At 71.8% G+C, this 13693-nt stretch carries 3 protein-coding genes and 1 pseudogene; 2 read left to right on the top strand and 2 right to left on the bottom strand.

The genetic code is table 11. From position 1 onward, the window contains the following. Positions 1-51: 51 nt before the first annotated feature. Together ACWCYY_RS34655 and ACWCYY_RS34650 are read left to right on the top strand one after the other, a co-directional pair. Positions 52-1278 carry an MFS transporter gene (locus tag ACWCYY_RS34655; RefSeq protein ID WP_449798283.1) on the top strand — a complete coding sequence of 409 codons (1227 nt, stop codon included), beginning with the start codon at positions 52-54 and terminating at the stop codon, positions 1276-1278. Positions 1279-1421: 143 nt separating this feature from the next. After that, positions 1422-1652: pseudogene (locus ACWCYY_RS34650) on the top strand (GNAT family N-acetyltransferase); the annotation flags it as partial. Between the two features lie 253 nt (positions 1653-1905). Here the strand turns inward: ACWCYY_RS34650 and ACWCYY_RS34645 are convergent. Further along, entirely contained in the window at positions 1906-2388 is a 483-nt protein-coding gene (locus ACWCYY_RS34645; protein WP_449798290.1) for a hypothetical protein, read from the bottom strand. A gap of 289 nt (positions 2389-2677) precedes the next feature. After that, positions 2678-13576: a DUF7927 domain-containing protein gene (locus tag ACWCYY_RS34640; protein WP_449798282.1), complete on the bottom strand. Its 10899-nt coding sequence runs from the start codon at positions 13574-13576 to the stop codon at positions 2678-2680. Positions 13577-13693: the final 117 nt, after the last annotated feature.

Below are 13693 nucleotides of genomic sequence, written 5' to 3'. Positions count from 1 at the left end.
GCCAGCCCGCTTTGACCCTCACACCGGTGTGAGGGTTCGACGATAACCGGCATGACGACAACTCAGCCAGTCACCGACACCCGAAACCCGTCCCGGCAGGGCGGGTTGCCGATGGCGGCGCTGCTCGCGCTCACCACCGCCGTCTTCGTCACCAGCCTCACCGAGACGCTCCCGGCCGGCGTCCTGCCCGCGATGAGCGCCGACCTGGCGGTCAGCGAGTCCGCCATGGGCCAGTCGGTCACCGTCTACGCCGTCGGCACGGCGCTCTCCGCCCTCCCGCTGACCGCCGCCACCGCCGGCTGGCGGCGCCGCAGGCTGCTGCTCACCGCCATGGCGGGCTTCGCCGCCGCCAACACCGTCACGGCGGTGTCCACCGACTACGCCCTCACGATGACCGCCCGGGCCCTCGCCGGGGTCGCGGCCGGACTGGCCTGGGCACTGCTCGCCGGGTACGCGAGCCGCATGGTGACGCCCGAACTCCGGGGCCGGGCCATCGCGGTGGTGATGACCGGCATCCCGCTCGCCCTCTCGCTCGGGGTGCCCGCCGGGACCTTCCTCGGCCGGGTGGCGGGCTGGAGCGCGGCCTTCCTCGCGATGACCGTGCTGGCCGTCCTGGTGATCGCCTGGATCGCGGCCGCCGTACCGGACTTCCCCGGCGAGCCGCAGCGCACCGGGAAGGTCACCGGCGCCCTGGCCGTCCCCGGCGTGCGGCCGGTGCTCGCCGTGACCCTCGTCTTCGTGCTGGCCCACACCGTCCTGTACGCCTACGTCGCCGCCTACCTGACCCACCTCGGGCTCGGCGACCGGACCGACGGCGTGCTGCTGGTCTTCGGCGCGGCCTCGCTGCTCGGCATCTGGGCCGTCGGCGCGCACGTCCACCGCGCGCTGCGCCGCCTCACCGTGGCGAGCACCCTGCTGGTCGCGCTCGGCGCCGGCCTGCTGGCCGCCGCCTCCGGGAACACCCTCGCCGTCTACACGGCGGCCGCCCTCTGGGGGCTCGGCTGGGGCGGCGTGCCGACCCTCCTCCAGACGGCGGCGGGCCGGGCCGGTGGGCAGCGCGCCGATTCCGCCCAGGCGATGCTGGTCACCTTGTGGAACGTGGCGATGGCCGGCGGAGGCGTGCTCGGCGGCGTGCTGCTGGACCGGCTCGGCGCCGAGGCGCTGCCCTGGAGCGTCCTCGCCCTGCTGGCCCCGGCGCTGGCGGTGGTCCTCGCCGCTCGGACCCACGGCTTCCCCCACGGGAGCGGACCGGCCGTCCGGGAACGCGCGGCGGGGTGATAGACAGTCACTTCCGCATCCGCACCACCTCCGTGAGGCACACCGTGATCACCATCGACAGGCTCGGACCGGACGACCGCGAGGCGTGGGAGGTCCTGTTCCGCGCGTACATCGACTTCTACCGGCGGGTCGAGCCGGAGGCGATGTACGAGCGGTCGTGGCGGGAGTTCCAGGCGGACACCCGGATGCACGCCCTCGGGGCCCGGCTCGACGGCCGACTGGTGGGCATCACGCACTTCCTGGTCCACGCCAACACGTCGGGCCCGGACGTCTGTTACCTTCAGGACCTCTTCACCGCCGAGGAGGTCCGCGGCCGCGGCGTGGCCCGGGCGTTGATCGACGCGGTGGCGGAGTGGGCACGGGAACGGGGCTGCGGCCGGGTCTACTGGAACACTCACGAGTCCAACGCCACCGCCCGCCTGCTCTACGACAAGGTGGCCGACAACCGCGGCTTCATCCGCTACCAGATCGAGCTGCCGCCACAGGCCCGACCGCCGCCCCTGCCCGGGAGACCGCCGACCGGCGGTTCTGCACGGCCACGGTGTACGGCTCGACGCTCGGGGAGCAGGGCGGTGCGACCAAGCCGCTGGCAGGACACCGCTCCCGGCGAGGGACGCCCCGCCCGGGTCACGGGTTCTGCGCCACCCGGAGCGCGGCCCGGCGCCGGCGGAGGACCAGCACGAACGCGGCCAGGCCCAGCCCGCCGACCGCTACCGCGACGGCCGGGACCGACCAGGTCCCGGCCGGCGGCGCTGCCGCGAGCAGGTCGAGGTCGGTCGCGCAGGCGAGCGGGGCGGCCGCGCCGGTGGTGTGGACGCAGGCGGTGCTGGCCGAGCGGGCGGGGGCTGACGCGTCGTCACCGAGGGCGGCCGAGATCCGCAGCGTCCTGGTCGCGTCCGGCTCCAGGGCGACGCCGTCCCAGACCGCGGTGCCGTCGGTGACGGTGGCGGCCGGAGCCGCGTCACCCGAGAGCGAGGGCACGGGCGCCGAGGCGGCGGGGAGCTGCTGGGTGACGCGCAGGCCGTCCAGTCGGGTGTGGCCGAGGTTGTGGACGGTGACGGTCCAGGTCAGGTGGTCGCCGGGGCGGGCCCGGTCGCGGCCGTCGTCCAGGGTGACGGAGATCCTGGGGAGCGGGTCGGCGGCGGCCCGGGCCGGCGGGAGGAGTGCCAGGGCCGTCAGGGCCAGCGCCAGACCGCGGTGCGTGCGTTTCAGGGTGGGCCTCCAGCGCGGGGTGCGGGGAACGGGGTGCGGGGGACGGTCTCATTGCAGCGGCCGGGGGCAGGGCGACGCCGGAGGCGGGGGCGGCGGCGGGCGTGTTCCACCCGGGCGGCGGAAGCCGTGAGCCCTCCCGCCCGGGGAGGGCGGGAGGGCTCACGGGGTCGGACGGATCGTCAGCCGGTCACTCGCCGGTCCGGCGGCGGGTGGCGGCCCAGGTGCCCAGGCCGATGGCGAGGGCGGTGAGGGAGAGCACGCCCAGCAGGCGGACCGGGAGGTCGGCGCCGGTCTGCGGGAGCGGCTTGGGGGTCGGGGTCGGGGAGGCGGACGGCTTGGGGCCGTCGTCGTCGCCCGGGGTGGTCGAGGTGTGGCAGGCGGGGTCGGTGGAGTCGGGCGGGCAGTTGCTGTCGGGGGCGGTGACGAGGTTGCGCAGTTCGGCGGTGGCCCCGCTCTTCACGGTGACGGAGTAGCTGACGGTGGTGGCCGCGCCCACGGCGAGGTCGCCGGTCCAGGTGAGCTTCGGTGCGGCGTAGGCGGTGGTGCCGGTGCCGGCCTTGGCGTCACCGTTGTAGGTGGCGCTGCTCAGGACGCCGCTCAGGTCGTCGGCGAAGGTCGCGCCCGGGTAGGCGGCGGTGCCGTCGTTGGTGACCGTGACGGTGTAGGTGACCCGCTCGCCGGCCTCTGCGTACTGCTTGTCGGCCTTCTTGGCGACCCGCAGCTGACGGACCGTCTGGTGGGTGGTGCAGTCGGGGTCGTAGGGGACGGCGGCCCGGGTGAGGCGGCGGGGTTCCATCGGGATCGGGCAGTTGCTGTCCGGGACGACGGCCGCGTTGTCGAGCAGCTTGTCACCTGCGGCGGTGACGGTCACGGAGTAGGTGATGACGGCCTTGGCGCCGACCTTGAGGTCGCCGGTCCAGCCGATCGTCGGTGCGGTGTAGGAGGCGGTGCCGGTGGTGGCGGCGGCGTCCTGGTTGTAGGTGGCGTCGTCCAGCACCTTGGAGAGGTCGTCGGTGAGGGTGGCGCCGGCGTAGTCGACGGCTCCGGTGTTGGTGACGGTCACGGTGTAGGTGATCTTCGAGCCGACCGTGACGGTGGTGACGTCGGAGGTCTTGGTGACGTCCAGCTTCTTCACCGGGGTGACGGTGGTGCAGGCCGGGTCCGTGGAGTCGGGCGGGCAGTTGCTGTCCGGGACGGCCACCAGGTTGGTCAGCTGGTCGGCCCGGACGGGGGTGCGGAGGGTCACGGAGTAGGTGACGGTCACCTTCTGACCGATCGCCAGGTCGCCGGTCCAGGAGAGGTGCGGAGCGCTGAACGAGGCGCGGCCGTGGGTGGCGGCGTGGTCGTTGTTGAAGTCGGCGCCAGCGATGACCTTGCTCAGGTCGTCGCGGAACGAGGCGCCGGGGTAGGCGGTGCCGCCGTCGTTGAGGACGGTGAGGGTGTAGGTGACCTTGTCGCCGGCCTTGGCCTCGGTGCGGTCGGCGGTCTTGGAGACCGTCAGGTGCCGGACCGGGACGACGGTCGAGCACTCCGGGTCGGTGGAGCCGGGCGGGCAGGTGGAGTCCGGCGCGACCACCGCGTTGGTGAGGACGCCGTCGCCGCTGATCGGCTTGTTGACGGTGACGGAGTAGGTGACGGTCGCCGAGGCGCCCACCGCCAGGTCACCCGTCCAGGACAGGGTCGGCGCCGCGTACGACGCCGTACCGGCCGAGGCGGTGTGGTCGTTGCCGTAGGTCGCGTCGTCCAGCACCTTCGACAGGTCGTCCGAGAAGGACGCACCCGGGTAGGCGGCCTTGCCCGTGTTGGTCACGGCGACCGTGTAGGTGATCTTGGAGCCGGGCATCGCCGACGTGTGGTCGGAGGTCTTCTTCACCGTCAGGTGCTTGACCGGGACCACCGTCGAGCAGTTCGGGTCGGTGGAGCCGGGCGGGCAGGTGGAGTCCGGCGCGACCACCGTGTTGGCGAGCTGCTTGTCGCCGGTGGCCGGGTTGTTGACGGTGACGGAGTAGGTGACGGTCGCCGAGGCGCCCACCGCCAGGTCACCCGTCCAGGACAGGGTCGGCGCCGCGTACGACGCCGTACCGGCCGAGGCGGTGTGGTCGTTGCCGTAGGTCGCGTCGTCCAGCACCTTCGACAGGTCGTCCGAGAACGAGGCGCCCGGGTAGGCGGCCTTGCCGTCGTTGGTCACGGTGACGGTGTAGGTCACCTTGTCACCGGGCTTGGCCTGGGCCGGAGCCGAGGTCTTCTTCACCGTCAGGTGCTTGACCGGGACGACGGTGGAGCAGTTCGGGTCGGTGGAGCCGGGCGGGCAGGGGCCGTCCGGGGAGACCACGGCGTTGGTGAGGACGCCGTCCCCGGTGATCGGGTTGTTGACGGTGACCGAGTAGGTGACGGTGGCCTTGGCCTTGGCGGCCAGGTCGCCGGTCCAGCTCAGGGTCGGCGCCGCGTACGAGACGGTGCCGGTGGTGGCGGCGGCGTCCTGGTCGTAGGTGGCGTCGTCCAGCACCTTGGTCAGGTCGTCGGAGAAGGAGACGGCGGTGGCGGGCTCGTCGGCCAGGTTGGTGACGGTCACGGTGTAGGTGAGCTTCTGGCCGGCCTTGGCCTCGGTGGCGCCGGAGGTCTTCACGATGGTGATGTTCCGGGCCGGGACGACGGTGGTGCAGGCCGGGTCCTTGGAGTCCGGCGGGCAGTTGGAGTCGGGCGAGACCACGGTGTTGGCGAGCTTGCCGTCCCCGCTGACGGGGGTGTTGACCTTCACGGTGTAGGTGACGGTGGCGGAGGCGCCGACCGCGAGGTCGCCGGTCCAGCTCAGGGTCGGCGCCGCATAGGTGGCCGTGCCGGCCGAGGCGGTGTGGTCATTGCCGTAGGTGGCGTCGTCCAGCACCTTCGACAGGTCGTCCGAGAAGGACGCGCCCGGGTACGGGGCCTTGCCGTCGTTGGTCACGGTCACCGTGTAGGTGACGGTGTCACCCGGCTTGACCGCCGCCTTGTCGGAGGTCTTCTTCACCGTCAGGTGCTTGACCGGGACCACGGCGGAGCAGTTCGGGTCGGTCGAGTTCGGCGGGCAGTTGGAGTCCGGTGAGGTCACCGTGTTCGCCAGCTCGCGGTCCCCGGACGGCGGGTTCTTCACCGTCACCGAGTAGGTGATGGTCGCGGAGGCGCCCACCGCCAGGTCACCCGTCCAGGACAGGGTCGGCGCCGCGTACGAGGCGGTACCGGCCGAGGCCGTCGCGTCGTTGCCGTAGACGGCGTCGTCCAGCACCTTCGACAGGTCGTCCGAGAACGAGGCACCGGGGAAGGCCGTGCCGCCGTCGTTGGTGACGGTGACGGTGTAGGTGACCTTGTCACCGGGCTTGGCCTCGGCGGGGGCCGCGGTCTTCTTCACCGTCAGGTGCTTGACCGGGACCACCGTCGAGCAGGCGGGGTCGGTGGAGCCGGGCGGGCAGTTGCCGTCGGGCGAGGTCACCGTGTTGGCGAGCTGCTTGTCGCCGGAGAGTGGGGAGTTGACGGTGAAGGAGTAGGTGACGGTGGCGGTGTCGCCGGGCTTGAGGGCGCCGGTCCAGGTGAGGGTCGGGGCCGCGTAGGAGGCGGTGCCGGTGGAGGCGGTGGCGTCCTGGTTGTAGGTGGCGTCGTCCGTCACCGCGGAGAGGTCGTCGGAGAAGGTGGCGTCGGGGGCGTCCGCGGTGCCGTCGTTGGTCACGGTCACCGTGTAGGTGACGGTGTCGCCCGGCTTGACCACGGTCCGGTCGGAGGTCTTCTTCACCGTCAGGTGCTTCACCGGGACGGTCGTCGAGCAGGCTGGGTCGGTGGACCCGGGCGGGCAGTTGGAGTCCGGCGAGGTGACCGTGTTCGCCAACTGGCGGTCGCCGGACGGCGGGTTGTTCACCGTCACCGAGTACGTCACGGTGGCGGAGGCGCCCACCGCCAGGTCACCGGTCCAGGAGAGCACCGGGGCCGCGTACGAGGCGGTGCCGGCCGAGGCGGTGTGGTCGTTGTTGTAGGCGGCGGTGTCGATGACCTTCGACAGGTCGTCGGAGAACGAGGCGCCGGGGTAGGCGGCGCTGCCGTCGTTGGTGACGGTGATGGTGTAGCTGACCTTGTCACCGGGCTTGACCTCGGTGGTGTTCGCGGTCTTGCGGACCGTCAGGTGCTTGACCGTCACCGTGGTGGAGCAGGCCGGGTCGGTGGAGCCGGGCGGGCAGGTGGAGCCCTCGGCCTCGACCTTGTTGACGCCCGGGGTGGCGGTGACCTTGCTGACCTTCACCGTGTAGGTGATGACCACGCTACCGCCCTTGGCCACGGTACCGGTCCAGCTCAGCTTGGGCGCCGTGTACGTGGGGGCGGTCAGGGCCGCGCCGGTGCCGTCCTTGGCGGCGGCGTCGTTCTGGTAGTCGCCGAGGGCGAGCGTCCCGGTCAGGTCGTCGCCGATGACCGCGCCGGTGAAGTCGGCCGCGCCGGTGTTACGGGCGGTGATGGTGTAGGTGACGGTGTCACCGAGCTTGGCCGGGTTGGGAGTTGCCGTCTTGGTCAGCTCCAGGCGGGGCAGCGGGGTGACGGTGGAGCAGTTCGGGTCGGTGGAGCCGGGCGGGCAGACGTCGGGGACGTTGGTGGTGACGGCGTTCTTCAGGGTGGTGCCGTCGGCCGGGACCGGGTTCTTGACCTTGACGGTGTAGCGGATGGTGACGCTTCCGCCGGCGGCCACGTCCCCGGTCCAGGTCAGCTGGGGCGAGGCCCAGACCGGCGCGGTGAGCGGGGCACCCGCACCGTCGACGGCGGTGGCCGTGCCGGTGTAGTCGGCGCCCTTGAGCACGCCGGTCAGGTCGTCGGCGATCCGCAGGCCGGGGTAGGCGCCGGTGCCGCTGTTGGTGGCGGTGACGGTGTAGGTGACGGTGTCACCGGGCTTGGGGTTGGTGGGGGTCGAGGTCTTGGCGACCTTGAGGGCGGGGGTGGGGACCACCGTGCGGCACTGCGGGTCGGCCGGGTCCGGCGGGACGCAGTTGGAGCCCTCGGAGGTGACGGTGTTGATCAGGGTGACCCCGACCTTGGCGACGGTGACGCTGTAGGTGAAGGTCACGGTGGCGCCGGTGGCGATCGGGCCGGTCCAGTTCAGGGTGGTGCCGGTCACGGTCGGGGCGGTGCGGGTGGCGCCCGCGCCGTCCTTGGCTGCGGCGTCGCCGTTGTAGGTGGCCGCGCCGCCCGCGCCGTCGGAGCCGTTGAGCACCTTGGACAGGTCGTCGCTCACGGTGGCGTCCCGGTAGTCGCCGGGGCCGCTGTTGGTGACGGTGACGGTGTAGCTGACCTTGTCACCGACGTTCAGCGGCGTCGTCGACTGCGGGCTGACCTGCTTCTTGATCTCCAGGCGGGGCAGCGGGGTGACGGTGGAGCAGTCCGGGTCGGTGGAGCCGGGCGGGCAGACGCCGGGGACGTCGGTGGTGACGGCGTTCTTCAGGGTGACCCCGTCGGCCGGCACCGGGTTCTTGACCTTGACGGTGTAGCGGATGACGATATTCGCCCCGGCGGGCACCGATCCCTTCCAACTCAGCTTGGGCGAGACCCAGTTCGGGGCCGGGGTGGTGGAGCCGTCACTGGCGTTCGCGGTGGCCGTGCCGGTGTAGTCGGCGCCCTTGAGCACGCCGGTCAGGTCGTCGGTGACGGTGGCGTCCGGGTAGGCGGCGGAGCCGCTGTTGGTGACGGTCACCGTGTAGGTGACGGTGTCACCGGGCTTGGGGTTGGCGGGGCTCGCGGTCTTGACCACGCTCACCTTGGCGAGCGGCACCACCGGGTTGCACCGGGGTTCGGTGTTGCCGGGCGGGCAGTCGGAGCCGGAGGCCTCGACGTGGTTCTTCAGGCTGGTGCTGGTCGCTCCGGTGGCCTTCACCGTGTAGGTGATCACCACCTGCTCGCCCTTGGCGATCGGGCCGGTCCACTTGATCTTCGGAGCCGTGTACGTGGGCGCACCGAGCATGCCGCCCGCGCCGTCGGAGGCGGCGGCGTCACCGTTGTAGGTGGCACCGGTCAGCACGTTCGTCAGGTCGTCGGTGACCTCGGCGCCGGGGAAGTCGGCCTCGCCGGTGTTGCGGGCGGTGATGGTGTAGGTGACGGTGTCACCGACCTTGGCCGGGTTGGGAGTTGCGGCCTTGGTCAGCTCCAGGCGGGGCAGCTTGACGGTGGTGGAGCAGTTCGGGTCGGTGGAGCCGGGCGGGCACATGTCGGGGTCGTCGGTGGTGACGGCGTTCTTCATGGTGGTCCGGCCCGCCGGGACGGGGTTGGCCACCGTGACGGTGTAGCCGATCCGCACCAGGCCGCCGGCCTTGACGGTGCCGGTCCAGCTCAGCTTGGGCGCGGCGTAGGCCGGGGCCGGGGTGACCGCGGCGCCGGAGCCGTCGGTGGCGGCCGCGTCACCGTTGTAGGAGGCCGCGCCGAGCACGCCGGTCAGGTCGTCCTCGACCCGGTACCCGGTGGCGTCGGTGCCGCCGGTGTTGGAGACGGTGATGGTGTAGGTGACCTTTCCGCCGGGCAGCGGGTTGCTCGGGCTCGCGGTCTTCACCACCCGGACGGCGCCGACCTGGGCGCAGGCCTCCTTGGTGGTGGTCTCGCCGTTGATGGTGGCGGTGGCCCGGTTCAGGGTGCCGGTGCCGGATTCGCCGGCGTCCAGGGTGCAGTCGCCGGAGCTGTTGGTGACGGCGGCCCGGTCCAGGGTGTAGCGGACCGTGATCCGCCACAGGTGCTCGGTCTCGCCCGGGAGTTGGGCACCGCTCTTGATGAGGGTCTTGTCCCGGCCGTTCCAGTCGAAGGCGTCGGCCTCGTACGGCTCGGCGGGGGTGAGCGCGGCGGAGACCACGGTGACGCCGGTGCCGTAGGCGAGCCTGTCGCTCAGGTCGTAACTTCCGGCACCGGCGCCGGTGTTGGTCACCTTGACGTCGTAGACCAGGTCGTAGGTGTCGGCCTGCCCGGCGACCTGGGTCGGGCCGCTGGAGACGGTCTTGTCGACGGCGATGTTCGGGGTGCGGCGGCAGGCGACGCTGGTGCCGATCTCGCCGGCCACCGTGGTGGTGGCCTCGTTGGCCAGGCCGGTGCCGCTCTCGCCGCTGCCGAAGGTGCAGTCGGTGGAGGCCGGGTCGGCGGTGCCGCCGGCGGGCAGCTTGACGGTGACCGTGACGGTGTAGCTGTGGGTGGCACCGGCGGCGAGCTGCTGGTCCGTCACCACCCGGGTGTCGCCCTGGCCGTTCCAGCTCGCCGAGGGCGTCACGCCGGTGGCGGTGGTCGCCACGGCGGGGGTGGGCTGGACGGTGATCCCGGCGCCGAAGCGGAAGCGGTCGTCGAGCGTGTAGCGCCCGTCCCCCTTACCGCTGTTGACCACGTCGATCCGGTAGGTCTGGGTCCAGGTGCCGTTGCCGTTCGGGGTGAGGTCCAGGCTGGTCTTGGTGGTGCGGATCAGCGGGGTGCCGGCGCAGGCGGTGGTCTCGCTCTTGGTGCCGTTGGTGTCGATGCCGGCCTGGTTCAGGGTGCCGGTGCCGCTCTCGCCCGCGTCCAGGGTGCAGTCGGTGGACTTCTCGGTGGCGGTCGTGCTGTCCACCGTGTACCGGACGGTGACGGACCAGACGTGGGTGGTGCGGGCGCCCAGGGCCTCGGTGTTGCTCAGCTGGGTCTTGGAGGTGCCGTTCCAGTCGGGGCGGACGGCCAGGCCGCCGGGGGTGGTGTTGGCGCCGGTGGCGGAGGTGACGGTCAGTCCGGTGCCGTACTTGAGGGTGTCGCTCAGGGTGTACGAGCCGGGGCCCGCACCGGTGTTGGCCACCGTGAGGTCGTAGCGGACCTCGTAGGTGCCGGCCTGCCCGGGGACGGCGGTGGGCTGCTGGGTGAAGGTCTTGGTGACGGTGACGCTGGGGGTCTCCACGCAGGCCCGGCTGGTCTGGGTGCCGCCGGAGGAGGAGGTGGTCGCGGTGTTGGAGAGGCCGGTGGCGCCGTTCTCGCCCGGGTCCTCGGTGCAGTCGGTGGACTTCGGGTCGGTGACGGACGCGGGGACCTTGGCCACCACGGTCACCGTGTAGCTGTGGGTGGTGTTGGCCGGGACGGCCTGGCCGGTGACGATCCGGGTCCTGTCCTGGCCGTTGAAGGCCGGGTCCACGGTCAGCGAGCCGGGGGCGGTGTTGGCGGCCCGGGCGGAGACCACGGTGATCCCGGCGCCGAAGTTCAGCTTGTCGTCCAGGTCGTACGCACCGCTGCCGCCCCCGGTGTTGGCGACGTCGATCCGGTAGGTGACGGTGGTGGTGCCGTCGCCGTTCGGGGTGGAGCGCTGCACCGTCTTGGTGGTCTTCAGCAGCGGCACGCCCGCGCAGGTGGTGTCGGTGGAGGTGCGGCCGTCGGTGGTGACGCCCGCGGTGTTCATGGTGCCGGTGCCGGACTCGCCGGCGTCCAGGGTGCAGTCGGTGGACTTCTGGGTGGCGGTGGCCTGGTCGACCCGGTACCGGACGGTGACGGTGTAGACGTGGGTGGCCGAGCCCGCGATGGTCTGGCTGTCGGAGACCTTGGTGTCGCTGGTGCCGTTCCAGCCCGCGTTGACGGCCAGGCCGCCGGGGGCGGTGTTGGCGACGGCGGTCGAGACGGTGGTCACGCCGGTGCCGAACTTGGTGGTGTCGTTGACCAGTTGGTAGGTGGTCGGGGCGGAGCCGGCGTTGGTGACGGTGAGGTCCCACTTGATCTCGTACACGCCCGGGCTGCCCGGCACGGCGGTGGGCTGCTGCGAGATCTTCTTGCTCATCGACACGTTGGAGGTGGCCTTGCAGGCCTGCTTCTTCTCCTCCTTGCCGTCCACGGTGGTGGTCGACTCGTTCAGCAGGCCGGTGCCGCTCTCCCCCGCGTCCAGGGTGCAGTCGGTCGACTTGGGTTCGGCCGGGTTGGCGGGCACCTGGGCGGTGATGGTCACCCGGTAGGTGTGGGTGGTGCCGGCGCCGATCGCCTGGTCGGTGACGATCCGGGTGGTGCCCTGGGCGTCCCAGGCCGGGTTGGTGGTGACGCCGGCCGGGGCGGTGGTCACCTTGGCCGAGCTGACGGTGGTACCGGCGCCGAACCGGGCCCGGTCGTCCAGCGAGTAGGTGCCGGGCGCGGCGCCCTTGTTGGTGACGGTGATCTCGTAGACCGCCTCCCACTGGCCGCCGCTGGTCGGCTTGCCCGAGACCAGGGTCTTCTCACTGGTGACGGCCGCGACCGGGCTGCAGGCGTCCTTGCTGGAGGTGGTGCCGCCGGAGGTGGCGCTGGCCTCGTTCCGGGTTCCGGTGCCGCTCTCCCCCGCGTCCAGGGTGCAGTCGGTGGACTTGGAGGTGGCCTGGCCCGGGTCCACGGTGTACCGCACCGTCACCCGCCAGACGTGGGTGGCCGGGGCGGCCTCGGTACCGGCCGCGATGGCCTGGTTCTGGGCCACCTTGACCTGGCCGCGCCCGTCCCAGCCGGCCACCGGGCTCAGCCCGCCCGGGGTGGTGTTGGTGACGGAGGCGGAGGTGACGGTCAGTCCGGTCCCGTACTTGAGGGCGTCGTTGAGGTCGTAGGTGGTGGCCGAGCCCGCGTTGCCGACCTTCAGCTCGTACTGGGTCTCGTAGGTGCCGGGGCTGCCGGGCACCGGGGCGGGCGCCTTGGTGACGGTCTTGTCCAGGGTGACCCGGACCGGGGCGGGCCCGGCCGGGATGGTGACCTGGCGCTGCGGGGTGGTGACCTCGGTGCCGTTGGGGTCCTTGCCCTTGGCGGTGGCGTGGTTGGTGACGCTGCCCGCCGTGGCGTCGGCGGCGGTCACGGTGTAGGTGGCGGTGCAGGTGGTGCTCTCGCCGACCAGCAGGGTGGTCTTGGCACAGCTGACCGCTCCCGGCGCGGTGATCTTGTCGTCCGCGACGGTGATCGAGCTCACGGTGATGTTGCCGGTGTTGGTGACGGTGTAGCCGTAGGAGATGGTCTCGCCGGGGTTGGCCTTGCCGTCGCCGTTGGTGTCGTTCAGCTTGCCGGTCTTGGCGAGGTCGAGCTTGGGGTCGGCCTTCGGCTCGAAGGTGAAGCCGACCACGCCGTAGCCGATCTCCTCGATCGAACTCTCCCGGCCCTGCACGACGGAGAAGGTCCGGGTGGTCGGGGCGATGGAGGTGATGTCGATGGTGTCGACGTCCATGTCCGGGCAGGGCATCGCGACATTGCCCCAGCCGGTGCCGGAGCTAGGGTTCCGCCCGGGGATGTCGTTGCCGTACTGGGTGCAGGTGCCGTTGGCCCAGTCGGTGGCCGGGTTGGCCGAGTCCGAGACCTGGCGGCCGGCGACCTGGATGGAGTCGCCGTAGTTGACGTCGCCGTAGGTGGCGGTGGCGTAGATCGAGGCCCGCTTCAGCTGGGCGCCCGAGTAGGGGGTGACGCCGAGGTCGAAGGTGTTGCTGACGGCGGTGCCGTTCATCCGGGCCCACTGGTCGCAGAGCGCCACCTGCGTCATCGGCGCGCTCGGCGAGGAGTAGACGACGGCCAGCGCCCAGCCGCCGAAGCCGCGGCTGCCGTAGTTGGTGTAGTAGGGCGTGTCGCCGAAGCCGTAGCTGCCCGAACCCCCGGCCCGGACCAGGGCGGTGACGTCGCGGTAGGCCTGGTGGTTGTTGCCGTAGGTGCCGTTGTTGTACAGCACGTTGTCCACGCCGTCGGCGGTCAGCCGCTGGTAGTCGGCCGCCGGGGTGCGCATCTGGAAGGTGTCCGGGTTGGCGTAGTACGGGCTGCCCGGCGCGTAGTACTGGCTGCCGTAGACGTAGGCCATCGCCTTGACCACCGTCGCGTCGGCCGGAAGCACCAGATCGGCGCGCGAGGAGTCGTTGCGGGTGGTGTAGGCGTAGTTGGTGGACTGCCCGGTGAGGTTGTCGACGTTGGCCGGGCCCTTGCCGTTCTGGAACAGCAGGCCGTTGCCGGTCATCACCATCCCGCCCTGGAGCGTGTCCTTGTAGCGGCACGTCAGGCCGGTGCGCTCGGCGTGCGCGGGGAACGCGGGGACCATCACCGCCGCCACCGAGAGCAGGGTGGTGAGCAGCACGGAGAGGACGCGGTGCAGCAGGTCCGCTACGGGCCGGGCGCGGTGTTCCATGGTCGATCGCCTCACTGACGACGGGGCAGCACGCAGGACGCCGCCGGTGACGGGGCGTCAGCCCAGAAATACGTCATAAACGATCAATCCGATCTACCGGACACCACACCATCGGGA

The organism is Kitasatospora sp. NPDC001664 (genome assembly GCF_053596675.1).
This window is presented reverse-complemented; position numbering and strand designations above follow the sequence as displayed.